General features: G+C 74.5%; 22 protein-coding genes and 2 pseudogenes. 15 read left to right on the top strand and 9 right to left on the bottom strand.

Going from position 1 to position 26,039, the window contains the following annotated elements:
- Positions 1 to 361 precede the first annotated feature (361 nt).
- Positions 362 to 811: a DUF6098 family protein gene (locus ACWDNY_RS18505; RefSeq protein WP_451646821.1), complete on the bottom strand. Its 450-nt coding sequence runs from the start codon at positions 809 to 811 to the stop codon at positions 362 to 364.
- Between the two features lie 382 nt (positions 812 to 1,193).
- Between ACWDNY_RS18505 and ACWDNY_RS18500 the strand changes: the two genes are divergently transcribed.
- Positions 1,194 to 1,553: a DUF488 domain-containing protein gene (locus ACWDNY_RS18500; protein ID WP_451646820.1), complete on the top strand. Its 360-nt coding sequence runs from the start codon at positions 1,194 to 1,196 to the stop codon at positions 1,551 to 1,553.
- 364 nt (positions 1,554 to 1,917) lie between these two features.
- Here ACWDNY_RS18500 and ACWDNY_RS18495 read toward each other — a convergent pair whose 3' ends face one another.
- Together ACWDNY_RS18495 and ACWDNY_RS18490 are read right to left on the bottom strand one after the other, a co-directional pair.
- Entirely contained in the window at positions 1,918 to 3,591 is a 1,674-nt protein-coding gene (locus tag ACWDNY_RS18495; protein WP_451646819.1) for an FAD-binding dehydrogenase, read from the bottom strand.
- A 17-nt stretch (positions 3,592 to 3,608) separates the two neighbouring features.
- The gene (locus tag ACWDNY_RS18490; RefSeq protein ID WP_451646818.1) at positions 3,609 to 4,244 is read right to left on the bottom strand and encodes a TetR/AcrR family transcriptional regulator; all 636 of its coding nucleotides are present in this window, start codon (positions 4,242 to 4,244) and stop codon (positions 3,609 to 3,611) included.
- Positions 4,245 to 4,380: 136 nt separating this feature from the next.
- Between ACWDNY_RS18490 and ACWDNY_RS18485 the strand changes: the two genes are divergently transcribed.
- Entirely contained in the window at positions 4,381 to 5,010 is a 630-nt protein-coding gene (locus ACWDNY_RS18485) for an alpha-ketoglutarate-dependent dioxygenase AlkB (RefSeq protein ID WP_451646817.1), read from the top strand.
- A gap of 131 nt (positions 5,011 to 5,141) precedes the next feature.
- The gene (locus tag ACWDNY_RS18480; RefSeq protein ID WP_451646816.1) at positions 5,142 to 5,897 is read left to right on the top strand and encodes an MBL fold metallo-hydrolase; all 756 of its coding nucleotides are present in this window, start codon (positions 5,142 to 5,144) and stop codon (positions 5,895 to 5,897) included.
- Positions 5,898 to 5,935: 38 nt separating this feature from the next.
- Here the strand turns inward: ACWDNY_RS18480 and ACWDNY_RS18475 are convergent, their stop codons facing one another.
- A complete protein-coding gene (locus tag ACWDNY_RS18475) occupies positions 5,936 to 6,811 on the bottom strand; it encodes a universal stress protein (protein ID WP_451646815.1) in 876 nt (291 codons plus the stop codon).
- A 399-nt stretch (positions 6,812 to 7,210) separates the two neighbouring features.
- On the opposite strand from ACWDNY_RS18475, the gene ACWDNY_RS18470 reads away from it, so the two are divergent.
- The 11 genes and pseudogenes from ACWDNY_RS18470 (at position 7,211) to ACWDNY_RS18420 (ending at position 20,502) form a co-directional block, all read left to right on the top strand.
- On the top strand, positions 7,211 to 8,893 hold the full coding sequence (locus tag ACWDNY_RS18470; RefSeq protein WP_451646814.1) for an FAD-dependent oxidoreductase: 1,683 nt from the start codon (positions 7,211 to 7,213) through the stop codon (positions 8,891 to 8,893).
- A complete protein-coding gene (locus ACWDNY_RS18465) occupies positions 8,890 to 10,356 on the top strand; it encodes an ATP-binding protein (RefSeq protein WP_451646813.1) in 1,467 nt (488 codons plus the stop codon). The genes ACWDNY_RS18470 and ACWDNY_RS18465 overlap by 4 nt, the downstream gene beginning before the upstream one ends.
- A pseudogene (locus ACWDNY_RS18460) lies at positions 10,353 to 10,702 on the top strand (UBP-type zinc finger domain-containing protein). Before ACWDNY_RS18465 ends, ACWDNY_RS18460 begins: the two are co-directional and overlap by 4 nt.
- 654 nt (positions 10,703 to 11,356) lie before the next feature.
- Positions 11,357 to 12,577, top strand: coding sequence for a serine hydrolase domain-containing protein (locus tag ACWDNY_RS18455; protein ID WP_451646812.1), 1,221 nt, complete (start codon positions 11,357 to 11,359; stop codon positions 12,575 to 12,577).
- 38 nt (positions 12,578 to 12,615) lie between these two features.
- Positions 12,616 to 13,296 carry an AIM24 family protein gene (locus ACWDNY_RS18450; protein WP_451646811.1) on the top strand — a complete coding sequence of 227 codons (681 nt, stop codon included), beginning with the start codon at positions 12,616 to 12,618 and terminating at the stop codon, positions 13,294 to 13,296.
- A 267-nt stretch (positions 13,297 to 13,563) separates the two neighbouring features.
- A pseudogene (locus ACWDNY_RS18445) lies at positions 13,564 to 14,583 on the top strand (tetratricopeptide repeat protein); the annotation flags it as partial.
- A gap of 281 nt (positions 14,584 to 14,864) precedes the next feature.
- Entirely contained in the window at positions 14,865 to 15,902 is a 1,038-nt protein-coding gene (locus ACWDNY_RS18440; RefSeq protein WP_451646810.1) for a polyprenyl synthetase family protein, read from the top strand.
- 80 nt (positions 15,903 to 15,982) lie between these two features.
- A complete protein-coding gene (locus tag ACWDNY_RS18435; protein ID WP_451646809.1) occupies positions 15,983 to 16,942 on the top strand; it encodes a threonine/serine dehydratase in 960 nt (319 codons plus the stop codon).
- Between the two features lie 387 nt (positions 16,943 to 17,329).
- Complete coding sequence (locus ACWDNY_RS18430) at positions 17,330 to 18,916, top strand: serine/threonine protein kinase (protein WP_451646808.1); 1,587 nt, start codon at positions 17,330 to 17,332, stop codon at positions 18,914 to 18,916.
- 40 nt (positions 18,917 to 18,956) lie between these two features.
- Positions 18,957 to 19,928 (top strand): LLM class F420-dependent oxidoreductase, encoded by a 972-nt coding sequence (locus ACWDNY_RS18425; RefSeq protein WP_451646807.1) that lies wholly within the window; start codon positions 18,957 to 18,959, stop codon positions 19,926 to 19,928.
- Positions 19,929 to 20,076: 148 nt separating this feature from the next.
- Positions 20,077 to 20,502 (top strand): SsgA family sporulation/cell division regulator, encoded by a 426-nt coding sequence (locus tag ACWDNY_RS18420; RefSeq protein WP_451646806.1) that lies wholly within the window; start codon positions 20,077 to 20,079, stop codon positions 20,500 to 20,502.
- Between the two features lie 206 nt (positions 20,503 to 20,708).
- On the opposite strand, the gene ACWDNY_RS18415 is transcribed toward ACWDNY_RS18420, so the two are convergent.
- Positions 20,709 to 21,206 carry a DUF6328 family protein gene (locus ACWDNY_RS18415; protein ID WP_451646805.1) on the bottom strand — a complete coding sequence of 166 codons (498 nt, stop codon included), beginning with the start codon at positions 21,204 to 21,206 and terminating at the stop codon, positions 20,709 to 20,711.
- A gap of 152 nt (positions 21,207 to 21,358) precedes the next feature.
- Between ACWDNY_RS18415 and ACWDNY_RS18410 the strand changes: the two genes are divergently transcribed.
- Positions 21,359 to 21,703 (top strand): hypothetical protein, encoded by a 345-nt coding sequence (locus tag ACWDNY_RS18410; protein ID WP_451646804.1) that lies wholly within the window; start codon positions 21,359 to 21,361, stop codon positions 21,701 to 21,703.
- Between the two features lie 204 nt (positions 21,704 to 21,907).
- Here ACWDNY_RS18410 and ACWDNY_RS18405 read toward each other — a convergent pair whose 3' ends face one another.
- The 4 genes from ACWDNY_RS18405 to ACWDNY_RS18390 all read right to left on the bottom strand — a co-directional run bounded on the left by ACWDNY_RS18405 (position 21,908) and on the right by ACWDNY_RS18390 (position 26,019).
- Complete coding sequence (locus ACWDNY_RS18405) at positions 21,908 to 22,891, bottom strand: aldo/keto reductase (protein WP_451646803.1); 984 nt, start codon at positions 22,889 to 22,891, stop codon at positions 21,908 to 21,910.
- A gap of 100 nt (positions 22,892 to 22,991) precedes the next feature.
- Entirely contained in the window at positions 22,992 to 23,582 is a 591-nt protein-coding gene (locus ACWDNY_RS18400; protein WP_451646802.1) for a TetR/AcrR family transcriptional regulator, read from the bottom strand.
- Positions 23,579 to 25,072 (bottom strand): MDR family MFS transporter, encoded by a 1,494-nt coding sequence (locus ACWDNY_RS18395; RefSeq protein WP_451646801.1) that lies wholly within the window; start codon positions 25,070 to 25,072, stop codon positions 23,579 to 23,581. Before ACWDNY_RS18395 ends, ACWDNY_RS18400 begins: the two co-directional genes overlap by 4 nt.
- Positions 25,073 to 25,311: 239 nt before the next feature.
- Positions 25,312 to 26,019, bottom strand: a complete 708-nt coding sequence (locus ACWDNY_RS18390) for a ribonuclease H family protein (protein WP_451646825.1) — start codon at positions 26,017 to 26,019, stop codon at positions 25,312 to 25,314.
- Positions 26,020 to 26,039: the final 20 nt, after the last annotated feature.

Below are 26,039 nucleotides of genomic sequence, written 5' to 3'. Positions count from 1 at the left end.
GGGGTGCCACGCACCCCCGTCCGCGGCGCGCCGGCGACCGGGTGACGGGCAGCGTGAACACCGGCGGCCGGCCGGCGCGTCGGCTTTCCCTCGGCGTGCGGTGCGTCGAACGGGACGGCGAGCGGCCTTCGGCCGCTGCCGGGCGTCGCCCCGCAGCGGCCGGGGCCTGCGCGAGCACCAGCGCGGGATACCTACCCCGGCCGGAGCGAACCGTAACGAGTCCCCGCCCAGATGAGCGGGGTCCGGTGCGGGCGGCCGCAAGGCGGAGGAGGACGTCGAGGCGGAGCCTCGGCAACGCACGGTGACGCCGCAGACGGGCGTGACGGACCCGGCGTCCGCGGCAGGACCCGCCGGACGACCCCTAGCGTTCCGAACGGCGCAACGTCCCCCACTCCGCCTCCTGCCGGGCTACCTCCGCCCGCGCCTCCGCGATGACGCCGGAGTCGATCCAGCACACCGGCTCCACGTCGACCACCAGTGGCTCGTTGTCCGGGCCCCGGCCCCGCTCCCCGCCCCTCAGCACCCAGGCGCGGACGCCGGGGCCCTTGTCGTGCGGCAGGTGCGCGTAGTCGTACAGACGTCGCGCCACCCACAGTTCCACCGACCGCCCCTCCCACCACTCCTCCACGTCGAGGGGGCTGGCCGACAGTCCGGGCATGGGGACGCCGGTGAGTTCGTCCGTGCTGGAGGTGGCACCGAGGTCGATACCCGGACCGCGCGACCAACGGACGTACAGACCGCGACGCCCCTCCACCAGGGCCGCCAGGTCGGCCAGCGAATGCATGACCGGCAGGTCGTCCGATGCGCTCATCCGGTGACTCCCGTGATTCCCCTTTTTCGCTTCCCCGCTGTTCAGGCGCTCGGGGTACCCGGACGGGGCGAGCGGAACCCCGTCCGGAATATTCTGTTCCGGACGGCCGTCGGCCGGCGACTGTGGGACGGGACCACGAGGATCCGCGCACCGTACGGCGTGAGGACACCGCCGGTGCCGAGCGGTGCGGGTCGCCCACCGCCCTCCGCGGCGCGACTCCCCTGCCGCAGAGGCGGCCCCGGGGCGCGGCGGGCCTGCCGGTGCCACCGGCGGGTGCCCTCCAACAGGTCGAGCCGGGCCCGTCGCCCGCCCGGTTCGGCCGCTGCCCGGGCGGGCCGCAGTAGGCTCCCGGCACGACCCGCCCGCCGTCGAGGGAGGCCCTGTGAGCATCCGTGTCCGCCGTGTCTACGAACCGCCCGAGCCCGACGACGGTGTGCGCGTCCTGGTGGACCGGCTGTGGCCGCGCGGTCTCTCCAAGGAGGAGGCACACGTCGACGAGTGGCCCAAGGTGATCACTCCGTCCACCGAGCTGCGCCGCTGGTACCACGCGGGCGAGGGATCGCACGAGGAGTTCCGGCACCGGTACGAGACGGAACTCGGCTCCCCGGAGGCCGCCGAGGCCCTCGATCACCTCGGGAAACTGGTGCGCGAAGGCCCGGTGACGCTGGTGACCGCGTCGAAGGTGCCCGAGAAGAGCCACGCGACGGTACTGGCCGACCTGCTGCGCTCCCGGAACGAGTAGACGGACACCGCCCGCCGCCCGGACACACTCGTCGCAGCGCCGGGCCGAGCGGCAGACGCCACCAGCCATACACGCGCCTCCCGTGGTCCCGGGCCGGACCGGGGGACCCTACGCCGCGGGGCCGCCCGCCGCGGTCCCGAGCCGGGTGGGCAAGCACCGCGGGCCGCCCGGGCGGCCTGCCGCGGTCGCGGCGGGACGGGCAAGGGCCGGTCGACCGCGGACCCGCGCGCGCGGGTCACCCCGGCAGCGGTCCCGGGCCCCGGGTGTCTTGCCGCTGCCCATCGCGCCACCGGTCCCGGGCGAGGCGGGCAACCCGCCGCGCTCAACGTCCGCGGCTCCGGCCGCCGCGCGGGCGGTCTCCCCGTCAGGCGGTCTGCCCCGCGGCGGCCCGGCCCGCCGCGCGGCCCGAGAACAGGCAGCCGCCGAGGAAGGTGCCCTCCAGGGCGTTGTAGCCGTGGACACCTCCCCCGCCGAAGCCGGCCACCTCCCCCGCGGCGTACAGGCCCTCGACGGGCCGGCCGTCGGCGCCGAGGGCGCGCGAGTCGAGGTCGGTCTGGATGCCTCCGAGGGTCTTGCGGGTCAGGATGTGCAGCTTCACAGCGATCAGCGGCCCGGCCGCCGGGTCCAGCAGGCGGTGCGGGGCCGCCACCCGGCTGAGGCGGTCACTGAGGTAGCGGCGGGCGTTGCGGATGCCCTGGACCTGGGCGTCCTTGCTGTACGGGTTGGCCATCTGCCGGTCGCGGGCCTCGATCCGGCGCCGAACCGCGGCCGCATCGAGCAGGGGCTCGTCGGTCAGCTTGTTCATCTTCTCGACGAGTTGTTCGACGGTGTCGGCGACGACGAAGTCGGCACCGTGCCGCAGGAAGTCACGCACGGGCCCGGGCGCGCCCCTGCCCAGCAGCCGGGCGCGCAGCACCGCCCCGCGGTCCTTGGCGGTGATGTCGGGGTTCTGCTCGGAGCCCGACAGGGCGAACTCCTTCTCGACGATCTTCCGGGTCAGGACGAACCAGGAGTGGTCGTACCCGGCGATGTCCCCGCTGGCACGCAGGTGCTTCAGGGTGCTCAGCGTGTCATAGCCCGGCAGGCACGGCTCGGGCAGCCGGCGGCCGAGGGCGTCCAGCCAGACGGACGACGGTCCGGGCAGGATCCGGATGCCGTGGCCGGGCCATATCGGGTCCCAGTTCTGCAGGCCCTCGGTGTAGTGCCACATCCGGTCGCGGTTGACCAGGCGCACGCCGGCGGCGGCACTGATGTCGAGCATCCGGCCGTCGACGTACGCCGGGACACCGGTGACCATCGTCCTCGGCGGGGTGCCGAGACGTTCGGGCCAGTACCGGCGGACGATGTCGTGGTTCGCGCCGATGCCGCCGGTGGTGACGATCACCGCCTGCGCGGTGAGCTCGAACTCCCCCACCGGATCGCGGTTGGAGGCGACACCACGGGGCGCCTCGTCGCCGGCCAGCACGGTGCCGCGCACCCCGCGGGCCGCGCCGCCCTCGATCACGAGCTCGTCCACCCGGTGGCGGTGGTGGAAGGTGAGCAGCCCGTCGCGCGCGGCCTGCCGGGCGTGGTCGGCGAACGGCTCCACGACGCCGGTGCCGGTGCCCCAGGCGATGTGGAAACGGGGTACGGAGTTGCCGTGCCCGTCCGCCCGCAGGTCGCCGCGTTCGGCCCAGCCGACCGTGGGCAGCAGCGTGATCCCGTGCCCGGCCAGCCAGGACCGCTTCTCCCCCGCCGCGAACTCGACGTAGGCGCGCGCCCAGCGCACGGCCCAGGAGTCCTCGTCGTCCAGCCGGTCGAACCGCGCGCTGCCCTGCCAGTCGTTCCAGGCCAGTTCGAGGGAGTCCTTGATGCGCAGGCGCCGCTGCTCGGGCGAGTCGACGAGGAACAGCCCGCCGAAGGACCAGTAGGCCTGTCCGCCGAGGTTGGCGGCGCTCTCCTGGTCCACGAGGGCGACCCTGCGGCCCCGGCTGGTCAGCTCGTGCGCCGCGACCAGGCCCGCGAGACCCGCTCCCACGACGATGACGTCCGCGTCCATGGCGACCGTTTCCTTCCTCATTCGGCTCGTACGGGGGTGGCGCCGCCGTCCGTCAGCAGCGCGGTGAGCAGCTGCTTGAGCCAGGCGCGAGCACGCTCGGCGTCCTTGTCCAGCAGCAGTTGGACGGTGACTCCGTCGTACGCGGCGACCACGGCGTGGGCCGCGCCGTCGACGCCGCCGAGCGCGGCGGGCGGCCCGCCGTGCCACCGGGCCCGCGCGAGCCGGTCCGCGATCGCGCGCCGCAGCCGTGACCGGTGTTCCAGCAGGGTCTGTGCCACGGCGGGGTCGCGGGCAGCGTGCGCCAGGAAGTCCGTCTTGACCAGCAGCCAGTCCAGGTCGAGCAGGAGCACCTCGGTGACCCGGTCGACGGCGGCCGGCACGTCGAGGGCGGGCCCGTCCAGGGCGAGCGCCCCGGCGACCTGCTCGGCGATCAGCTCGGCGCGCTCCCGGTACAGGGCGAAGAACAGCTCGTCCAGCGTGGCGAAGTTGGAGTAGAAGGCGCCCCGGCTGTAGCCGGCGGCCTCGCAGACCTCCTCGATGGACACCCGGCCGAAGCCCTTCGCCGCGAACACCGTGAACGCGGCGTCGAGCAGGTCCGCCCGGGTCCGGATCCGCCGCTTGGTGACACGCCGGGCCGTTCCCTCCGCCGTCATGTCCGCCTCCGATCCGATACAGGAATGTATCGGATACACCTCTGTATGCGTAGGGGCCGGAGGGAGACGGGAGGCCGGAAGCGGCACGGCAACCGGTTACGGGAACACACTTTCGATTCAGCGGTACGCTGGCAGCATGACCGCGCACCACCTCCAGGGCTCCCTCTTCAACCAGAGCGACGAACTCCGGCTCGGCTCGCTCGCCCGGCTGCGCCGTACCGAGCTGGGCTCCGGCGCCTGGACCGACGTACTGCCGGGGTGGCTGTCCGGGGCGGACGACCTGTTCGAGCGGCTGGCCGCCGAGGTGCCGTGGCGGGCCGAGCGCCGGACGATGTACGAGCACGTCGTGGACGTGCCGCGGTTGCTCGCCTTCTATGGTGCCGCGGACCCGCTGCCGCACCCGGTGCTCGACGAGGCGCGGGACGCCCTGTCCACGCACTACGCCGACGAACTGCGCGAGCCGTTCACCACGGCCGGCCTGTGCCACTACCGCGACGGCCGCGACAGCGTCGCCTGGCACGGCGACCGGATCGGGCGGGGAGCGCAGCAGGACACGATGGTCGCGATCCTCTCGGTGGGCACGCCCAGGGACCTGCTGCTGCGTCCCGTGGGAGGCGGCCGCACGGTCCGGCGTCCGCTCGGGCACGGCGACCTCATCGTCATGGGCGGCTCCTGCCAGCGCACCTGGGAGCACTGCGTGCCCAAGACCACCCGCGGCACCGGCCCGCGCATCAGCATCCAGTTCCGCCCGGCCGGCGTGCGCTGAGCTCCGGGCGCCGCCGGGAAGCCGCCGGCCGCCCCGGCACCCGCGGCCCGGTGCCCCGCTCCCTCCTTCCGTGCACGGGGGGCGTCTGGTTGGCTGTTCCCGTCGGGCAGCCACCTGATTGCGGGGAGTCGATGCGCGCGGACGTGCGGCAAGTCGCCGAGGGCACCTATTTGGTGCACGGCAGCAACACCAACTGGGTGATCCTGACCGACGGGGACGCGGTCACCCTGGTCGACACCGGCTACCCCGGGGACCGGCAGCGGCTGCTCGACTCGCTGGCCGCGGTGGGCAGCGCACCGGAGGCGGTGGCGGCCGTGCTGGTCACCCACGCCCACAACGACCACCTGGGCTCCGCCGAGTACCTGCACCGCGCCCACGGCACGCCGGTGTACGTGCACGAGGAGGAGGTGCCGCACGCCCGACGGGAGTTCCTGCACCAGGTGTCCGTCAGGCAGGTGCTGCGCAACGGCTGGCGTCCGGGGGTGCTGCCGTGGGCGGTGCACGCCCTGCGCGTCGGCGGCACCGCACACGTCCCCGTCACCGCGCCCGAACCGTTCCCCGGGGCGGGACCGCTCGACCTGCCCGGGCGGCCGGTCCCCGTGCACACGCCGGGCCACACCCGGGGCCACGCCGTCCTGCACCTGCCGCACGCCGGCGTGGTCATCTCCGGCGACGCCCTGGTCAGCGGCCACGCCACCTCGCGCGTCGAGGGCCCACAACTGCTGCCGGACATGTTCCACCACGACCGCGACGGGGCGCTGGCCTCACTCGGCATACTCGCGGATCTCGACGGTGACGTCCTGCTGCCCGGGCACGGCCCGCTGCACCGCGGACCCGTGAAGGCGGCCGCGGAACGCGCCCGGGACCGCACCGTGCACGGCCGGTAGGCCCTGTCGGCCCGGGTGCGCGCGACGGCGCCCGTTCCTCAGGCGCGCGGGGGGACGACGGCGACCGGGCAGCCCGCGTGGTGGAGCATGGCATGCGCCACCGAGCCGATCCGCGCGCCCACCGCCGTACGGTGCGCCCGGCGCCCCACGACCAGCAGCTGGGCCCGCCCCGACACCGACAGGAGCACTTGTGCCGCGCTGCCCATCTCGACGTGCTCGACGACGTGGACGTCCGGGAAGAGCTCCCGCAACGGCGCCACCGCGGCCGTCAGCCCCTTCTTCTCGTAGGGCTCCAGGCCGCCGGCCTCGTCGAGGAGCTTGAGGGAGCCGGGGCTGTAGGCGAACACCGGCGGCAGGGCCCACGCCCGGACGACCCGGACGGTCGCGCCGCGGGCGGCGGCGACCTCGAAGGCGAACCGCAGCGCCGCCGCGCTGTCCTCGGGCTCGCCGTGCTGGCCCACGACGATCTCCCGGCCCGCGACCTCGGCGGCGGGCTCGTCGCCTGCCCGCACCAGCACGACGGGCCGCGCGGTCTCGGCGATCACCTGCTGCCCGACCGAGCCGACCAGGAAGCCGACGAAGGCTCCGTGGCCGCGTGAACCGAGCACCAGCAGTTCGGCGTCGGCCGCCGCGGCCACCAGTGTCTCCACGGCGTCCCCCTCGACCACGTCCGTGCCGACGCTCAGGTTCGGATGGCGCCCGGCGACACTCCGGACGGCCTCACCGACCGCGTCGCGCACCCACCGCTCCTGGGTGTCCCGGTCCGCGGCGCCGGCCGTCTCGTACGGCTGGAAGCGCCAGACGTGCACCACCCGCAGGGCCAGGTCCCGGCGCACGGCCTCCCGGGCCGCCCACGCCAGCGCGGCAAGGCTCTCCTCGGATCCGTCGAACCCCGCCGTGATCGGGCGCCTCATGCCGTGTGCCTCCCTTTGTCGCGGCGCCGCCGGCGCGGCCCCGTCCTGGTCCTCCGGGCGGGCGTCTGCTCCGCCCCCGGTCAGTCTTTCTCACGCTGCCCGCACGATCGCGCCCTACGCCGCTACGGCGGCCTCCGGCAGGGGAACGAGTGATCGTCGACGCGGCGCCGGGCGGCCCCGGACCGGCCTCGGGCGGGACGGGCAGCCGTGGGCGACCCGCCTGCCGGGCTCCGGAGAGCGACGGGTGCGGCGTCCGCGCGGTCCGGCTGGGCGCACGGCCCGGCGCCCGGTCCGCGCAACCCGGGCGAGGGCGGTCCGTCGAACATACGATGGGCGGGTCGGCGCGGTGGCGACGGGGACACCGGGACGCCGATCCGACCGCTCTCGCGTGGGAGACGTATGGCACCCGCCGCGGACACCGTGCGGACCGTCATCATGACCGTGGACGACGATCCGGGGGTCTCCCGCGCCGTCGCCCGGGACCTGAGACGGCGCTACGGCGGGTCCTACCGCATCGTGCGCGCGGAGTCCGGCGAGTCCGCGCTGGAGGCCCTGCGCGAGCTGAGGCTGCGCGGGGACCCGGTGGCCGTCGTCCTGGCCGACTACCGGATGCCGGGCCTGAACGGCATCGAGTTCCTGGAACGGGCCATGGACGTGCACCCGGGCGCGCGACGGGTGCTGCTCACCGCCTACGCGGACACCGGCGCGGCCATCGACGCGATCAACGTCGTGGACCTGGACCACTACCTCCTCAAGCCCTGGGACCCGCCCGAGGAGAAGCTCTACCCGGTCATGGACGACCTGCTGGACACCTGGCGGGCCGCCGACCGCGACCACCGGCCGGTCCCCTGCACCAAGGTGGTGGGCCACCGCTGGTCCGCGCGGTCGTCCGAGGTACGGGAGTTCCTCGCCCGCAACCAGGTGCCCTACCGCTGGTACTCGGCCGACGAGCCGGAGGGCCGGCGGCTGCTCGCCGCGGCGGGACAGGACGGGCAGCGCCTGCCGCTGGTCGTCACGCCCGACGGCACGCCGCTGGTCGCGCCGGAGGCCCCGGAGATCGCGGCGCACGTGGGCCTGGCGACGACGCCGGCCGCCGACTTCTACGACCTGGTCGTCGTCGGCGGCGGCCCGGCCGGCCTCGGCGCGGCCGTGTACGGGGCCTCCGAGGGACTGCGGACGGTGCTCGTGGAGCGTTCGGCGACCGGCGGACAGGCGGGACAGAGCTCGCGGATCGAGAACTACCTCGGCTTCCCGGACGGCGTCTCCGGCGCCCAGCTGACGGACCGGGCCCGGCGGCAGGCCGCGAAGTTCGGCGCGGAGGTCCTCACCACGTGCGAGGTCACGGGCCTGGAGGTCAACGGCGCGGCGCGCACCGTGCGGTTCTCCGACGGATCGGCGATCGCGGCGCACAGCGTGATCCTGGCGACCGGTGTGTCCTACCGGCAGCTGCCGGCGCCCGGCAGCGAGGAGCTGACCGGGTGCGGCGTGTTCTACGGCTCGGCGCTGACCGAGGCGCCCGCCTGCCACGGCCACGACGTGCACATCGTCGGCGGCGCCAACTCCGCGGGGCAGGCGGCGATGTACCTGTCCAAAGGCGCCAAGTCGGTCACGCTGCTGGTGCGGGGCCCGTCGCTGACGGCGTCCATGTCGTACTACCTGATCCAGCAGATCGAGGAGGCCCCCAACATCTCGGTGCGCACCGGCACCCTCGTGGAGGCAGTGCACGGCTCGGGGCGGCTGGAGCGGCTGACGCTGCGCGACACCGCCACCGGGCAGAGCGAACTCGTCGAGGCCGGCTGGCTGTTCGTGTTCATCGGCGCCGCGCCGCTGACCGACTGGCTGGACGGCACCGTCCTGCGCGACGAGCACGGGTTCATCCTGGCCGGACCCGACCTCACCGCCGACGGGCGGCCGCCCGCCGACTGGGAGCTGGACCGGCCGCCGTACCACCTGGAGACCAACGTGCCCGGCGTGTTCGTCGCGGGCGACGCACGTGCCGAGTCCGCCAAGCGGGTCGCCTCCGCCGTCGGCGAGGGCGCCATGGCCGTCATGCTCGTCCACCGGTACCTGGAGCAGTCGTGAGCGGTCGTCCGGCGCCGTGCAGCCCCAAGGAGGTCGGCTCGCTGTTCCTCTTCGAGAAGCTGTCCCCCGAACAGCTCGGCCGGCTGTGCAGCGAGGGCCGGGTGGAGCGGTTCGACCCCGGTCCGGTGTACACGGAGGGCGACCCGGCCACCTGCTTCTACGTGATGATCGAGGGCTCGGTGGTGCTCTCACGCCGGGTCGGCGGCGACGACGTGGAAATCGTCCGCACCTCCCAGCGCGGCGTGTACGCGGGCGCCATGCAGGCCTACCTCGGCGACCGGGTGCGGCAGGTCTACAACAACTCGCTGCGCGTCACCGCGCCGACCCGTTTCTTCGTGCTGCCCGCGGACACGTTCGCGAGCATCATGCGGGAGTGGTTCCCGATGGCGGTGCACCTGCTGGAGGGACTGTTCCTCGGGTCGAAGAGCACCCAGGCGGCCGTCGGGCAGCGTGAACGGCTGCTGGCGCTGGGCTCGTTGTCCGCCGGGCTCACCCACGAGCTGAACAATCCGGCGGCGGCGGCCGTCCGCGCCACGGCGGCGCTGCGGGAGCGGGTGGCGAAGATGCGGCGCAAGCTGGCCGTCATCGCCGGGGGGCCGTTCTCGCGGGAGGCGCTGGCACAGCTGATCGAGATTCAGGAGCGCACCGCCGAACGGGTCGCCAAGGCGCCGGTGCTCGCTCCGATCGAGGCCTCCGACCGGGAGGACGCCCTCACCGACTGGCTGGAGGACCACGGCGTCGAGGGGGGCTGGCGGCTGGCGCCCACGTTCGTGCAGGCCGGGCTCGACGTGGACTGGCTGGAGCAGGTCGCGGCGACCGTGGGAGACGAGATCCTGCCCGGGGCCGTCGGGTGGCTCAACTACACGGTGGAGACCGAGCTCCTGATGGACGAGATCGCGGACTCCACCACCCGGATCTCCCAGCTCGTCGACGCCGCCAAGCAGTACTCGCAGCTGGACCGCGCTCCGCACCGCGTCGCCGACGTGCACGAACTCCTCGACAGCACGCTGCTGATGCTGTCGGCCAGGATCGGGCCGCGCATCGAGGTGGTCAGGGAGTACGACCGCACGCTGCCGCGCATCCCCGCCTGTCCCGCCGAACTCAACCAGGTGTGGACCAACCTCATCGACAACGCGGTCGCCGCCATAGGCGAGGGCGGTGAGGACGGCACGCTCACGGTGCGGACGGCACGCCACGACGACCGGCTCCTGGTGGAGTTCCGGGACACCGGGCCCGGTGTCCCGCCGGAGATCCGCGACCGCATCTTCGACCCGTTCTTCACGACCAAGCCGGTGGGCCGGGGCACCGGGCTGGGACTGGACATCTCCTGGCGCATCGTCGTCAACAGGCACCACGGCGCCCTGCGCGTGGAGTCGGTGCCCGGCGACACCCGTTTCCAGGTCCTCCTGCCGCTCACCGCGGCCCCCGACGACCTCCTGCCCACGCCCGAGGAGCCGGTATGACCGGCGACTCCGGAATCCGCCCCGGCGTCCCGCCGAGCGGCACCGGCGGCGTCGAGTGCGACGTGGCCTGCGGCTGGTGGTTCCCTCTGGGGCGCTGCGCGGGGTGCGGCCACGTCGGCTGCTGCGACGACTCCCCCGCGCGGCACGCCACGGCGCGCCACGAGGCCACCGGGCATCCGTGATCCGCAGCTTCGAGCCGGGCGAGGGCTGGTTCCGGAACTACGCGACGGGGGAGCTGTACGAGTGCGGGCCCGAACTGGCGCCGCCGGTCAGCCACCCGGCGGACCAGCCGGCGCCCGGGCCCGCCGGGCGGGTCCCGGCGGACCGGGCGGACACGCTGCGCTGAGCCCCGCCGGGTTCGGCCCGCCCGCCGGCCGCTGCGGGCGCACCCGGCGGTACGTGCCCGTGGCACGGCGTGAGCCGGATCCCAGGCCGCTGGGGGCCCCTCGCCCTTGCGCGCTCTGTGGCCGGGCGGGTGCCACCCGCCGCCCCCGCCCACCCGTCGCCGCCCCGGCGGCACTCCCGCCCGCGGAGGGGGGACCGTGCCAGTCGCCGTCGGTTCCCGCGCCGGGCGCCGTGGGCATCCCGGGGCGGTCGCCGGGGCCGCCGCCCCGCGCCGTGCGACGCCCGGCGGGGCCGTCGCACGGCGGCTCGCCGTGGTGTCCGCGGCCCGGGTGACCCGGGAGCGGGCCGCCGCCGATGACAGGTACCTCCGGGCGGGCCCGCACCCGGCGGGCGGGACGCGGCCTCCGGTCCGGTAGGGCCCCCGCGTGCCCGAGGGCGGGCCGGGTTCGGACGCCCCCGCAGGAACGAGCAGGGCGGTGCCGGCCCCGTCCCGCACGTCTCGCGACCCTTCCCGCCCATCCACCCCACCCGGTGATCGCGGGTGACCCGACTGTGTGTCGCCTCCGGAGATCTGACGGCATCGGGGAAGGTGGCCTCACCCGGTGGTGACCGATCCGGCACGGACGGTGCGCGGCGGAGGCGGGAGAGGAATCGGATGGCCTCACGAACGGTGTGCAGGAGTGCGCTGCTCGGATCCATGGTGCTGGGCCTCCTCGCGGGCCCGGCGCACGCGGCGGGCGGGCACCCCGGCCCATCGGCCCGCGCCGCTCTTCCGGCCCCCGACAACGCCGGCCTCAGCCGCCTCCTGCGGACAGCCCTGGCGCAGGGCGCGCCGGGTGCGATGGCGCGGATCGACGAACGCGACGCTGTGCACGGCACGGTCCACAAGGCCACCGAAGGGGTCGCCGACCGCGGCACCGGGCGGGTCATCGACACGGCCGACCGCTTCCGTATCGGCAGTGTCACGAAGACCTTCACCGCCGTGGTCCTGCTGCAACTGGCCGCCGAGGGCACGGTGCGGCTCGACTCCCCCGTCGACCACTACCTGCCCGGGCTGCTGCCCGACGACCGGATCACCGTCCGGCACGTGCTGAGCCACCGCAGCGGCCTCCACGACTACACCAACGACATGTTCGCCTCGACCGTGCCCGGCTTCGAGGCGGTCCGCTCGAAGGTTTTCACCTACCGTCAGTTGGTGGACCGGTCACTGGCGCACGCGCCCGTCCACGCCCCCGGCGGCGCCTACGCCTACTCCAACACCAACTTCGTGGTCGCCGGGATGCTCATCGAGAAACTGACGGGGCTCTCCGTGGGCGCCGCGTACGAGCAGCGCGTCATCAAGCCCCTGGGGCTGACCGACACCTTCTACGTGCATCCCGACACGGAGATCCCCGGCCGGCACGCGCGCGGCTACCTGACCCCGGACGAGGCGGGCGCGCCGCTGGTCGACGCGACCGAGCAGACGGTGTCCTGGGCACAGAGCGCGGGCGCGGTCGTCTCCAGCGCACGCGACCTGAACACCTTCCTGTCGGCCCTCCTCGGCGGCCGGCTGCTGCCCGCGGCGCAACTCGCGGAGATGGAGCGGTGGGTGCCGGCGGGCACCGGCCAGGCGTACGGGCTCGGCCTGCGCCGCCGCGACCTGTCCTGCGGCACCTCGGTGTACGGGCACACGGGCGCCGTCCAGGGCTTCTACACCTACGCGTTCACGACGAAGGACGGCCGGCGCAGCCTCACCGCGCTCGCCAACACCTCCAACAACGGCGACGTGCACGCCACGATGCTGCGCACGCTGGAGTCGGTGTTCTGCGGCAGGCGGGCGGCGCGCCGCACCGCCTCCGCGGCCGAGGGGCGGGAAGACGCCGAACTTCCCCGGTGATCTTGGCGGAAGCTGCCGCTCCGGGCCAGGATGCGCTCATGAAGGGTGAACTCTTTTCCAGCGAGCACGTGGTCCGGCAGGCGACGGCGGCGGCGGGCATGACCGTCGAGAACGCGAAGTGCGTCAAGTACACCGTGGACGGCGAGATGTTCGCCCGGCAGGGCTCGATGGTGGCCTACCGCGGCAGTCTGCAGTTCGAGCGCAAGGGCCAGGGCGTGGGCGGCATGCTCAAACGCGCGGTGACCGGGGAGGGTCTGCCGCTGATGGCGGTGCGCGGGCAGGGCGAGGCGTGGTTCGCGCACGAGGCGCAGAACTGCTTCGTCGTCGAGGTGGACCCCGGCGACGAGTTCACGGTCAACGGCCGCAACGTCCTGTGTTTCGACGCCTCGTTGTCGTACCAGATCAGGACGGTGAAGGGGTCGGGCATCGCCGGCGGCGGACTGTTCAACAGCGTGTTCAGCGGGCAGGGCCGGCTGGGGCTGGTCTGCGAGGGAAATCCGCTGGTCATACCGGTGACCCCGCAGCAGCCCGTGTACGTCGACACGGACGCCGTCGTCGGCTGGACCGCCCACCTGGGGACCTCGCTGCACCGGTCGCAGTCGCTCGGGTCGATGCTGCGCGGCGGCTCCGGCGAGGCCGTGCAGTTGATGCTGCAGGGCCAGGGGTTCGTCGTCGTACGCCCCAGCGAGGCGACTCCGCAGAAGGCCCAGCAGCACTGAGGGCTCCGGGCGGAGAAGGCGTCCGGCGGGTGATCTGCGCCGCACAGGCAACCCCGCCGCCGCTGCCGACGTCTTGATCGGCAACAGGTGACGTCCTGGCCGCCCGCGGCCGGGGCCGGCCCCCGACGTGCTATACACCCTGCGTATACACGGCGTGTATAACACGCGTGTGCGGACCCGGTGTCCGTACGCTGCGGGTCCGCCGGCCCGCCGCGCCGGCCCGGGCGTCCCCGTCACGGACATCAGGCAGCGGACCGAAAGGCATTCATGTACGGCAAGGCTTTCGCCCCCGAGTACCAGGGCGCCCTCACCTCCCTCTCCGTGAACTCCTCGCTGACCGAGGTCCTGGCCGCCGGAAGGCAGCAGCTGGAGGCCGCCGAACGGGCCGGGCGGCGGGGCGAGGCCGCGCGGTCCGGGCTGGCGGTCGCCGAGGCGCACCGCAGGCTCGGCCAGGTGCGGGAGGCGGACCTGGCCTGGAAGGCCAGCTACCGGGCCGCCCGGGAGGCCGGCGACGTGGCCGCGATGGCCTGGGCGCTGTGGAGCGGCGGCACGCTGGCCCGCCAGCGCGGGGCGTTCGCGCTGGCCTGGCGGCTGCTCGGGCTCGCGGCCGAACTCGGCGAACGCGGCGGGGACGTCGTCGTGCGCGGCTACTCGCTGGCCGGCCTCGCCGAGACCGGCCGGATCCAGGGCGACTACGAGGCCGTCGGCCGGCTGCACGAGCGGCTGCTCGCCGAGGCCCGCCGGCGCGGCGAGGCGCGGCACACGGTGTGGGCGCTGGAGGGCATCGCGCAGATGCACCGCAACACCGGGTCGTACGACACCGCGTACGAGATGTTCGAGGAGGCGGCCGGCATCGCGGCACGCGCGGACGACCGGCGCGGTCACGCCTGGGCGCTGCGCGGGCTCGCCGACATCGTCTCCGTCCGCGACGGGGACACCGAGCGGGCGCTCGCGCTGCTCTCCGAGGCGGAGGAGAGCTGCCGCGCGATGAAGCTGACGAGCGCGCTGGCCTACAACCACAAGATGCGCGGCAACGTCCTCTACCGCGCCGGGCGGTACGCCGAGGCGCGGGCTCTGTACGAGGAGGCCCTCGCGGAGTTCCGTGCCATCGGCGAGCCGCGCGGTGAGGCGCTCAGCCGGCTGGGCCTCGCCAAGTCCCTCGCCCGCCTGGGCCGCGACCGGGCCGAGACGGCGGCAGAACTGGCCGATCTGGCCCGCACGGTGGACCGCATCGGACTGCGGCACGCGCGGGAGATGGTGGCGCGGGCACAGGAAGAGTTCGGCGTGCCCACGACCCAGGCGGAACCGGAGGTTTCACGACCCCGCGGGGCAGCGCCCTCCCCCACCGCCCGTCCCGCCGGGCCGGGCTCCGCCCGCTCCTCCATACCGGAGCCCCGGCCGGCCGGGGCCTCCCCGGGCGGCGCCGGAACGCCTTGCGGCACCGGGTCTCCGGCCGGCGTCCGCGCCCCGGTGGCCGCCGGCTCCCCCGCCGGCACCGGCAGCCCGGCGAAGACCACCGGCCGCCCCGCCGGCGCCGGCACGTCCCTGGCCGACGCGGGAGCCGGGCGATGACCGCGCCGTCCCCGGCCGTGCCGGCGATGCCCACGGCGGCCGACGTCCTCGACCGCTGCCGGGCACTGGTCCGGCCCGCGCTGGCGGAGGCCGTCGGGCGACTGCACCCGTGGGTCGGCGAGATGGCCTCCTACGCCCTCGGATGGTGCGAGGTCGGCGGCGCCCCCGTGACCGCACCCGGCGGCAAGGGCGTGCGGCAGGCGCTGGCGGTGCTGGGCGCGGAGGCGGCCGGAGCCCCGGGCCGGGCGGGCGTCGCCGCCGCCGTCGCGGTGGAGCTGGTGCACACCTTCTCCCTGCTGCACGACGACATCATGGACGGCGACGGAACGCGGCGGCGCCGCCCGGCCGTCTGGAAGGCCTACGGCACCGGTCCGGCCGTCCTGGCGGGCGACGCCCTGTTCGCGCTGGCCGTCGAGACGCTCGCCACCGCCCCCGGCGGCGCCGCGGGCGTGCGCCTGCTGTCCACGGCGCTCACCGATCTGGTGCGCGGCCAGGCCGACGACCTGCTGTTGGCCGCGCGCCCGTTCCGCGGCCCGGACCGTGTGCGGCCCGAGGCGTACCGGACCGTGGCCCTGCACAAGACGGGTGCGCTGCTGGGCTGCGCCGCCGCTCTGGGCGCGGTGCTCGGCGGGGCGCCCCCGGCGACCACCGACGCGCTGGACCGGGCCGGGCGCCACCTCGGCGTCGCCTTCCAGATCGTGGACGACGTCCTCGGCCTCTGGGGCGACCCCGCGGTCACCGGCAAGCCGGTCCACTCCGACCTGCGTGAACGCAAGAAGACGTTCCCCGTGCTGGCCGCGCTGGACTCGCCCGGCCCGGCCGCCGGGCGGCTGGCCGCGCTGCTGGAGTCGGCCGGTGACCCGGGCGAGGCGGCGGCGCTGATCGAGGCGGCCGGCGGCCGTGCGGCGGCGCTGGCCGAGGCCCGCCGGCAGGTCTCCGCCGTGCGGGCGGCGCTGTCCGCGGTACCGATGGCGGCTCCGGCCGCCGCCGAACTGGAGGCGGTGCTGGACTACCTCGTCGGCCGCGACCTCTGACCCGTTGACCCCGGCGGCCCTGCCGGGTGAGGGTGCAGACGGCGCGGCTCCCTTTCTCCCGCGCCGGAAGGGTGACCGTCTTGATCGGCATCTCGGAGATCGACACCGCGGCCGAACGGATCGCCGGACATGTCGTCCGCACTCCCACCGTGCCCAGCCCCGGCCTGTCCGCGCTGCTGGGCGCCCCGGTGACCGCGAAGCTGGAACTGCTGCAGCGCACCGGCTCGTTCAAGGCGCGCGGTGCGACGGCGAAGCTGCTGTCGCTCGGCGAGGCCGAACGGGCGGCGGGCGTGGTGGCGGTGAGCGGCGGCAACCACGGGATCGCACTCGCGGTGATGGCGGCGGCCCTCGATGTGAAGGCCACCGTGGTCATGCCGCGGACGGCTCCCGCCCGGTCCGTGGAGATGGCGGAGGCCGCCGGGGCGTCGGTGCGGCTGACCGACGGCATGGGCGAGGCCTTCGCGCTGTCGGCGCGGCTGGGGGACGAGGGGCTCACCCTCGTCCACCCCTTCGACGACCCGGTCGTCGTCGCCGGTCAGGGCACGGTCGGCCGGGAGCTGGCGCAGGACGCCGGCGACCTCACCGACGTCCTGGTCAGTGTCGGTGGCGGCGGTCTGATCTCGGGTGTGGCGGCGGCGCTGCGGGCGCTCCGTCCCGGCGTCAGGGTGTGGGGCGTGGAGACCGAGGGCGCGCAGGCGATGTCCGAGGCCCTGGTGGCGGGCGGGCCGGTGCCGGTGGCGCTGTCGTCGGTCGTGTCGACGCTGAGCGCGCCGTCCGTGTCCCAGCTGACCTACGACCATGTGGCCGCCCTGGTCACGGACGTCCTCGTGGTCGCGGACCGGGAAGCGGTGCGCGGGTGTCTCGACCTCGCCGAGCACGCCAAGGTGTGGGCCGAGCCCGCCGCCGGGTGCCTCCTGCCGGCCGCCCGGCAGGTGCTGGAGCGCGTCGGACCCGGGGTCCGGCTCGGACTGGTGGTGTGCGGAGGCAACGCGACGACGGCGGACATCGGCTCCTGGGCGCACCGATTCGGGCTGCGTTGAGGGTCGAGGGGCGAATACCCGCGCCGGCGTGGGCCGGAATTCGGCCGCCGATCCCGCGTACCTCGGGTTACCACCAGGTCGGGTCCCGGTATTCGGGTCGCGGAATGCCGCGGTGCGTTCGCGGGGGAGGCGTCCGCGCCCGGGCGGCACGGGTCGTTCTCCGTGGTCCTTCCGGCGCGGGAGGCGGCCGTTCGGGCGGCGAGCCCGCCCGCCTCCGGTCGCGGTGGGAAGCCCTTACCGGCACCGTGCGTCCGAAATCCTTCGCACACTTGCTCACCGCGGTTGAATAAAAGGCAGGAACGCCCGCCCGGTCACGGATTCTTTGAACGCACTCCCCCGCGACCCCCGTACCAGAGGGAAAGGTGACAGCCAGGGCTTCAGCGAGGGATGACCATGGGCAAGGCGCACGTCTCCGCACACGAGTTGATCGCCGGACGCTACCGGCTCCTGGAGGTCGTCCACCGCGAGACCAACCGCGTCTGCTGGTACGGCGAGGACGTCGAGGCGGCGCGCCCCCGCCTGCTGACGCAGGTCGACCTTCCGGAAGGGGCCGACGAGGACACCGCCCGCCGGATCACCGCGCGCGTCCTGCGGGCGTCCGAGGCCATGGGCCTGTTGCGGCCGGGCAGGGTCGCCACGGTCGTCGACGCCGTCGTCGAGGCGGGCACGCTGTGGACGGTCACCGAGTGGATCGACGGCACGCCGCTGGGCGAACTCGTCACCGCGAAAGGCACGTTCTCGTACGTGCGCACCGCCCGCATCGGGCTGGAGCTGCTCGACGTGCTGGAGGCCGGGCACGCAGAGGGCATCACCCACGGCGAGCTCAGCCCGGGCCAGGTGTTCGTGCACGCCGAGGGCGGAGTCATGGTGGCCGGCTTCGGCCTGGTGGGCGCGACCCTGGCGCCGCGGATCACCGCGCCGTCGTACGCCTCCCCTGAGCAGGCCCGCGACGAGCGCGTGGGCCCCGCGGCCGATCTGTGGGCGCTCGGCGCGGTCCTGTACACGATGGTCGAGGGCCGTCCCCCGTTCCGCGACCGTGGCCTCTTCGAGGCCACGCTGAGGAGCGTGGACCGGCTGCCGCTGCGCAACCCGCTGCGCGCGGGACCGCTCACCCGGGCCGTGCAGGGCCTGCTCCGCAAGGACGCGCGGGAACGGCTGACCGCTCCCGTCGTCCGGGACGCGCTCGCCCGCGCCCTCAGGGAGGATCCCGGCACGGTCGGCGCGGCGCCGCCCCGTCCCCGCTTGCGCGGCGTCTGCGCCGCGGCCCGGCACGCGGGCCGGTCCTGGAGCCGGCGCACCCTGGCCGCGGGCACGGCCCTGGCCGTCGTCACCATCGGTCTCGCCGTCCTCGCCGCCACCCACCGGCTGCCCGGCACCGGATCCGGGGGTTCCCCCTCCGCCGCCGGCACGGCGGACCGTCCCCCCGCCTCCGCCACCGCTTCGCCGCCGGGCGGCGGCGCCGGGGGCGGCCCGCCGCGGCCGTCGCCGGACGCCACGCCCCCGGCCGTGCCGTCCGGCTACCGCCTGTACCGGGCCCCGGAGGGCTTCTCCGTCGCCCTTCCCGCGGACTGGTCGCGGCTGCGCACCACGCGGGTGCCCGGCCCGGCCTACCGGGTGACGTTCGGGGCGAACGGCGACGCGCGCACCCTCGCTGTCACCTACAGCGAGGACGCCGGCCCGGACCCGGTCGCCGTGTGGCGGGACGAGGTCGAGCCCGACCTGAAGCGGACGGGCGGATACCGGCGGGTCGGCGAGATCCGGGCGACGACGTACCAGGGGCGCAGCGCCGCCGACATGGACTGGCTGGCCGGGACCGGCGAGGACCGGGTGCGCACGTTCGGCCGCGGCTTCCTCCTCGGCGGCCGGCGCAGCTTCTCCCTGCGGTGGACGACCCCGGCCGCCGACTTCGGCGCGGCGGTGAACCGGCAGGCACTGGAGGTGTTCCTCCAGTCCTTCCGGCCGGGGCCGGACTGATCCGCCGTTTTCGGCTACCTCGGGTGGGAACTCGCAGGTCATGGTGCAAATCGGATACACGATGATGACCGAGCAGGCCGGACCCCGTGAGCTGGTCGGCCACGTGGTGCGTGCCGAGGAGGTCGGTTTCGACTTCTCCGTCACCTCCGACCACTACTTCCCGTGGCTGCGCTCGCAGGGCCACTCGCCGTACGCGTGGAGCGTCCTCGGCGCGGCGGCCCAGGCGACCTCGCGCATCCCCCTGATGACCTACGTGACCTGTCCGACGTTCCGCTACCACCCGGCGGTCGTGGCACAGAAGGCGGCCACCGTGCAGCTGCTGTCCGAGGGCAGGTTCCGGCTCGGGCTCGGCTCGGGCGAGAACCTCAACGAGCACGTGGTGGGCGTCGGCTGGCCGGCCGTCGACGTACGCCACGAGATGTTCGAGGAGGCCGTCGAGATCATCCGCGCGCTGTTCGAGGGCGGGCACGTCACCCACCACGGCACACACTTCGACGTGGACTCGGCCCGGCTGTGGGACCTGCCGGACCAGCCGCCGCCGATCGGCATCGCGGTCTCCGGCGAGCAGTCCTGCCGCCTCGCGGGCCGGCTCGCCGACCTCGCCATCGCGACGGAGCCCAAGGCGGGCCTGCTGGAGGCCTTCGACCGGCACGGCGGCGAGGGCAAGCCGCGCGTGGGCCAGCTGCCCGTCTGCTACGACCCCGACCGCGACACGGCCGTCCGGCGCGCACACGAGCAGTTCCGGTGGTTCAGCGGCGGCTGGAAGGTCAACGCCGAACTCCCCCACCCGGACTCCTTCGACGCGGCGACGCAGTACGTCAGGCCGGAGGACGTGGCGGAGTCGATCCCCTGCGGTGACGACCCGGAGGCCTTCGTGGAGGCCGTACGCCCCTACGCCGAGGCCGGGTTCACCGAGATCGCGCTCGTGCAGATCGGCGGTGAGTCGCAGGGGGCGTTCCTGGACTGGTCGGCGAAGACCCTTCTGCCCGCGCTGCACGACGCGCTGGACTGAAGCTTAGCGGCCATTCAGCCGGATTGTCCGAAGTGTCGGCCGCGACATCCGGCCGCACGGCGGAGATTCACCCGGACGCCTGAGCATTGTGCGCGTGCAGGGGGTACTAGAGGGCTCTACGTCCTCGTTGTTCCCGGAAGGCCCCCTCGTGAAGTCCTACGTGCACAAGACTCTCGTCATGCAGCTGCAGGCCGGTGCGGCGGACCGTTTCCCCGTGCTGGCGCACCTGAGTTACGACTCCGACGACCCGTTCGCCGTGACGGCGGTCTTCAGCCACGACGGACGGGTGCTGGCCCGGTGGAAGCTGGACCGGGAGATGCTCGGCGAGGGACTGCGCCATCCGGTGGGTGTCGGGGACGTCCGCTTCCGCCCCGTCTCGACCGGACTGTGGGAGGAGCTGCGGATGGACTTCTACGGCGACACCCACCCCGGCGGCGACCGGCACCACGCGGCGGTCTTCGCGTGGGCGCCGGGCGTCGCGGCCTTCCTGCGCGAGACGCACCGGGTGGTCGCCCCGGGCCGTGAGGAGATCCACGTGGACGACTTCCTGGCCGAGGTCATCGCCGGGAGCTGAGCCCGGCGACCTGAGAGGCGTCGCTCATGCCGTCACCGGCGGCCTCGCCACGACGGGACTTGTGGTGGACCGGCGCGGACGCGTTCCGCGCCGGTCCACCGGGCATGTCCGGGACACGCGGGAGGACCTGTGCCGTGCCCCGGCCGGCGCGGCCGTCTCCGGTGCGCCCGCCCGGGAGCGCCCGGCGGCTCGCCGCCCGCACCGCCTCAGCGTGCGGTGTAGCGGCGGCGGGTCCACAGCGGCACGGCGAACCAGAACAGCACGTACCAGACGACCACGCCCGTGACCAGGTACGGAACCCAGGCGTCATGGGTGGCCACCCGGAGGATCAGCAGCAGTGACGAGGCCGTCGTCGCGAGCAGCAGCAGGAGGCCGACGAACGTCATGCGGGAGGCCCAGCGCACGGCCTGCGGCTTGACACGCCGCCCGGCGACGAGGCGGTGCAGGGAGACCGGACCGATCAGCGCACCGGTGGCACAGGCGCCCAGGACGACCGTGAGAATGTAGATGATCTGGTTGGAGTGCTCCAGGGTGGCGTACTTGGGCTGGAAGACGACGGTCAGCAGGAAGCCGAACAGGATCTGCACGCCGGTCTGGGCGACGCGCACCTCCTGTATGAGCTCACCCCACTTGCGGTCGGCTCTCTCCTCCTCGGTCTCGTCGCGTCCCCGGTGCTTCTCCACGCTCTCTTCCACGGCCGACACACTGCCTCCCCTTTTTCCGGCTGTCCGACTCATCTGTCGTCGCACGTTCCCCGGTGGACGGCAAACGTGCCCGGTCACCGGGTTGTTTGACCGATCATCCAACGGTTACCCGGTGCGGGACGCACACAGCGCAGTCGAGGAGGTCCTGGCCGATGTCCGGCACACAGCTCACGGTGACGATCGACGGCGGCGAGGTCGCCGACGCCCGAGCGGTCGTCAAGACGCTGGAAGGCGTCTTCGGGGCGGTGGACGAGCTCCCCGCCGACGAGAGGGCCACCATCCGTACGGCCACCTTCTCCGACGCCACGGCGGAGCGCTCACCCGGTGACACGGACGCCGGCGGCCGGCTGTCCGCGCCGGTCACGGTGACCGTCCAGGGCACTCCGGAAGCCGTGCGGAAGGCGAGCGAGGCACTCACCCAGGCGTTCACCTCACGGGACGAGGGAGCGGCCGCGGGAGACCAGGAGCAGGAACGGCAACTGCACCTGGAGCCCTGAACCACCGGACCACCGCCGCACGCGAAACGGCCGGGGAGCGCCCAGCGCTCCCCGGCTGTCGCACGTCCGCGTGCGTCGCGTCCTTCGTACGTCGCGCGGCTCGATCCGGACCGGCCGGTCCGGCTGGGCCCGGCATGCCCGATGCGGGTCGGCCCGGCGCGGTTCGCTCCCGCGCGGGTCCGCTGCGGGCGGGGCCCGGTGCGACTACCAGCGGTGTTCGACCTGCTCCTTGATCCGGCGGTCGTACAGGTCCCGGACCGCCGCCAGGGTCTCCTCGCTCAGCGGGGGCAGCTTCGCGGCGGCGGCGTTGGCACGCGCCTGCTCGGGCGAGCGGGCGCCCGGGATGACGGTGGTGACACCGGGCTGCTGGACGATCCAGCGCAGCGCCAGCTGGGCCGGGGTGTATCCCTCGGGGGCGAGGGCGGCGAACTCGGCCGCGGCCTCCACTCCCGTGGCGTAGTCGACGCCGGAGAAGGTCTCGCCCTGGTCGAATGCCTCGCCGTGCCGGTTGAAGCTGCGGTGGTCGTTCGCGGCGAAGACCGTGTCCTTGGTGTACCTGCCCGACAGCAGTCCGGAGGCCAGCGGGACGCGGGCGATGATGCCGACGCCGGCCTCCCGCGCCGCCGGGAGGACCTCGCGCAGGGGCTTCATGCGGAACGGGTTCAGGATGATCTGCACGCCGGCCACGTTCGGCCGGGCGATGGCCGCCAGCGCCTCGGCGCAGGTCTCGACGCTGACCCCGTACGCGGCGATGCGGCCCTCCTCGACCAGGGTGTCCAGCGCGTCGAACACCTCGTCGCTGGAGTACACCGGCGTGGGCGGGCAGTGCAGTTGCACCAGGTCGATGCGGTCCACACCGAGATTGCGGCGGGAGCGGTCGTTCCAGGCGCGGAAGTTGTCCAGGACGTAGTTCTCCGGGATCTGGTCGACGCGCCGGCCCATCTTGGTCGCGACCAGCACGTGCAGGTCGGGCCGGGAGCTCAGGAAGCTCGCGACGGTCGCCTCGCTGCGTCCGTCGCCGTAGACGTCGGCCGTGTCGAAGAAGGTCACTCCGGACTCGGCGGCCGCCTCCAGCACCGCGAGGGCTTCCTTGTCGTCGACGTCGCCCCAGTCGGCGCCCAGCTGCCAGGTGCCCAGGCCGACAACGGATGCATGCTGCCCCGACCTGCGGAATTCACGTTCGTCCATGCCGTCAGTCTGTCATCCGGCCCGGAGGCGCGCGGGAGCGCCCCGTCCGGAGCGGGCACGGGAGCGCCCCGTCCGGACCGCCGCTCCGCGCGCGGGACGGTCAGGGCGTCAGGTGGGCCTGGACCGTGGGCGCGTACCGCTCCACGAGTTCGTCGACCGTGCTCGCGCGCATCCGGCTGCCGCGGGCGATGCCGTACATCACGCCCAGGCCGAGCAGGGCGGCGACGGCCAGTTCGGCGCGCAGGCCGGCGTCGGCCCCCGGGAGGCGGGCCGCGAGGCGCGCGGTCACCTGGGTGCGGAAGTTGGCCCGCAGGACGTCGCCGTGCTCGCCCTGCAAGGGCGCGAAGACGATCCGCAGGACGGGGTCGGCGCCCCGCTCCTGCTGGCTGACCAGGACGTAGCGGACCATGTGCCGGCCGAGGCCGCCGAGCGGCGCGTCCAGCAGGGCCGCGGCGTCGTCCTCGAACGACATGACCCGGGCGAAGAGCGCGTCCTTGGTGCCGAAGTACTTGAGCACCAGCGGCGGGCTGACCCCGGCGCGCGCGGCGACCGCCTTGAGGGTGACGTCGGCGTGCGCCTGCCGGGCCAGGAAGTGGCGGGCCGCTTTCAGGATGGCGGCCTTGGTCGCCTCGGCGTCCCGGCGGGCGGACGCGGGCGGGGAGGTCCCGGGTGGAGTGCTCACGGCGCTCATGTTCCCTCCAGCGCCTGGTCCCTGACCTCCCGGGTGCCCAAGCGGACGCGCCGGGGGCCGCCGGGGGTGCTGTCGCCGGGGATCGACAGGGCAACGGCGCACGCGGCGAGGGCGACGGCGCCGGCCATCGCGAACGCGGTCAGGTAGCCGTGCAGGGTGGGCACCGGTATGCCGCCGACAGGGCTGCTGTGGTGCACGAGGACCGCGGCGACGGCCGCGCTGGAGACGGCTTGGCCGATGGTCCGCATCAGCACGTTGACGCCGTTGGCGGAGGCGGTCTGCGCGGCCGGGACGGCGTGCAGGATGAGCGTGGGCAGCGCCGAGTAGGCGAGGGTGGTCCCGGTCGCCACGACCGTGGCCCCCAGGATGACCGTCCAGAGGTCGCGGCTGTCGGCGATGCGCAGGGCGTAGCCGCAGGCGATGACCGCGGCGCCCAGGGCGAGCGTGACGCGGGGCCCGCGGGCCGCCGAGATACGGGCCGACAGGGGTGAGAAGAGCAGCATGGTGACGCCGCCGGGCAGCAGGCACAGCCCGGTGGCGACGATCGACAGGTCCAGTCCGTACCCGGTCGCCTTCGGAGCCTGCACCAGCTGGGCGGTGACCAGAGAGTTGGCGTAGAACGCGAACCCCGTGAGCAGGGCCGCCACGTGGGACAGGCCGACCCGCGGGCGCGACACCAGCCGCAGGTCCACCAGCGGCCGCCGGGCGCGCAGCTGCTGCCACCACCACGCGGCCAGGACGACGGCGGCGCCGAGGAAGAGCCCCACGATCCGCGGGCTGCCCCACCCCCACTGCCCGCCCTGGGACACGGCCAGCAGCAGGCACACCAGCCCGGCGGCCAGCCCGAGCGCGCCCACGACGTCGAACCGGCCGGGCTCCCGCACCGGGGACTCCTTCACCGCCCACCACACCGCCGTCACGCCGAGCGCGCCGAGGGCGCTGGTCAGCCAGAACATCGTGTGCCAGTCGGCGTACTGCACGACCAGCGCGGCCAGCGGCAGGCCCAGCGCCGCGCCGATGCCGACGGTGGAGCTCATCAGGGCGACCGCGGACCCCCGGCGGTGCGGCGGCAGCTCGTCCCTGAGGATGCTGATCGACAGCGGCACGACGGAGGCGGCGGCGCCCTGCAGGGCGCGGGCCGTGACGAGCACGCCGATGTCCGAGGACAGGGCGCACATCACCGAGCCGGCGGTCATCAGGGCCACAGCCGCGGTCAGCACCCGCCGCTTGCCGTACATGTCGCCGGCCCGGCCGAGCACGGGGGTGAGGACGGCGCCGGACAGCAGCGTCGCGGTGACCATCCAGGAGACCGCGCCCGGCGAGGAGCCGGTCAGCCGCGGCAGGTCGGGCAGCAGCGGCACGACCACCGTCTGCATGACGGCCATGAGGATGCCGCCGAAGGCCAGGACCGGGATGGTGAACCGGTCCCGCGCGGGCGTCCCGGAGACGCGGGAGGCGGACGGGCCGGGCGTCGGGGCGGACGAGTCCATCGGCACTCCAGAGGGCGACCCGGAATGTTTGGTGAATGTCGATTCACCTTAGCGGGTGAACGGGCCTTCACCAACCGGTGCGCCTCCTGGAAGCGGGCGGTGGACGACCGGGCGGGCACGGCCGGCACAGGCGCCGTCACGTCCCCGGCGGACCGCCGCGGGCCGCGCCGGAACAGCGCGGGCAGGGACCGGCAGGAGCCGGTGCCCACGCGAGGAAGTCGCAGCGCCGTGGCGGGGCGTTACCCGGCGTCCGCCGTACGGCACTCCGGGTGGCCCCAGCCCTGCGGGTTCTTCGCGATCGGCTCACCGGCCTGGTAGGAGCGCCCGCACGAGCAGCGGCCCGGGAACTTCGCCTTGATCGTGCGTGCCGACGAGCCGCCGCGTGTCCGGCCGCCCTTGGCGCCGGCCGCCCCCCGGCGCGGCGTGGCGGACGCCGGGACGGTGGGCGAGGGGGGCGGCTCCGGCGAGCCGAGGGCGCTGCCCGCGGGCTCCTGCGTGGTCGCCGCCCGGCTGGCGGCCCGGTCGGCGAAGTCGTTGAGCGGGTCGCCGTCGACCTGGTGCGCGGGCACGTACCGGAAGTCGACCGAGCGGCCCTCGAGCAGTGCGTCGATCCGCACGACCAGCTCCTGGTTGGCCACCGGCTTCCCGGCGGCCGTCCGCCAGCCGTTGCGCTTCCAGCCGGGCAGCCACGTGGTCACGGCCTTCATCGCGTACTGCGAGTCCATGCGCACCTCGAGCGGCACGTCCGGGTCCGTGGCCGTCAGCAGGCGCTCCAGCGCGGTGAGTTCGGCGACGTTGTTGGTGGCCCTGCCCAGCGGCCCCGCCTCCCACCGGGCGGGAGTCCGGAGATCGTCGGAGACCACCCACGCCCAGCCCGCCGGACCCGGATTCCCCTTCGACGCCCCGTCGCACGCGGCCACCACACGTTCACCCATGTGCCCGATCATGCCATCGCGAACGGACCCCA

Source organism: Streptomyces sp. NPDC003697, assembly GCF_053587115.1.
The sequence above is the reverse complement of the archived record's forward strand: the minus strand, read 5'-3'. Positions and strand labels throughout refer to the sequence as shown.

Coding starts and splice junctions, on each gene's coding strand:
- ACWDNY_RS18505 (WP_451646821.1), bottom strand. CDS start 811: ATGAGCGCATCGGACGACCTGCCGGTCATGCATTCGCTGGCCGACCTG.
- ACWDNY_RS18495 (WP_451646819.1), bottom strand. CDS start 3,591: ATGGACGCGGACGTCATCGTCGTGGGAGCGGGTCTCGCGGGCCTGGTC.
- ACWDNY_RS18490 (WP_451646818.1), bottom strand. CDS start 4,244: ATGACGGCGGAGGGAACGGCCCGGCGTGTCACCAAGCGGCGGATCCGG.
- ACWDNY_RS18485 (WP_451646817.1), top strand. CDS start 4,381: ATGACCGCGCACCACCTCCAGGGCTCCCTCTTCAACCAGAGCGACGAA.
- ACWDNY_RS18480 (WP_451646816.1), top strand. CDS start 5,142: ATGCGCGCGGACGTGCGGCAAGTCGCCGAGGGCACCTATTTGGTGCAC.
- ACWDNY_RS18475 (WP_451646815.1), bottom strand. CDS start 6,811: ATGAGGCGCCCGATCACGGCGGGGTTCGACGGATCCGAGGAGAGCCTT.
- ACWDNY_RS18470 (WP_451646814.1), top strand. CDS start 7,211: ATGGCACCCGCCGCGGACACCGTGCGGACCGTCATCATGACCGTGGAC.
- ACWDNY_RS18455 (WP_451646812.1), top strand. CDS start 11,357: ATGGCCTCACGAACGGTGTGCAGGAGTGCGCTGCTCGGATCCATGGTG.
- ACWDNY_RS18450 (WP_451646811.1), top strand. CDS start 12,616: ATGAAGGGTGAACTCTTTTCCAGCGAGCACGTGGTCCGGCAGGCGACG.
- ACWDNY_RS18440 (WP_451646810.1), top strand. CDS start 14,865: ATGACCGCGCCGTCCCCGGCCGTGCCGGCGATGCCCACGGCGGCCGAC.
- ACWDNY_RS18430 (WP_451646808.1), top strand. CDS start 17,330: ATGACCATGGGCAAGGCGCACGTCTCCGCACACGAGTTGATCGCCGGA.
- ACWDNY_RS18425 (WP_451646807.1), top strand. CDS start 18,957: ATGGTGCAAATCGGATACACGATGATGACCGAGCAGGCCGGACCCCGT.
- ACWDNY_RS18410 (WP_451646804.1), top strand. CDS start 21,359: ATGTCCGGCACACAGCTCACGGTGACGATCGACGGCGGCGAGGTCGCC.
- ACWDNY_RS18405 (WP_451646803.1), bottom strand. CDS start 22,891: ATGGACGAACGTGAATTCCGCAGGTCGGGGCAGCATGCATCCGTTGTC.
- ACWDNY_RS18400 (WP_451646802.1), bottom strand. CDS start 23,582: ATGAGCGCCGTGAGCACTCCACCCGGGACCTCCCCGCCCGCGTCCGCC.
- ACWDNY_RS18395 (WP_451646801.1), bottom strand. CDS start 25,072: ATGGACTCGTCCGCCCCGACGCCCGGCCCGTCCGCCTCCCGCGTCTCC.
- ACWDNY_RS18390 (WP_451646825.1), bottom strand. CDS start 26,019: ATGATCGGGCACATGGGTGAACGTGTGGTGGCCGCGTGCGACGGGGCG.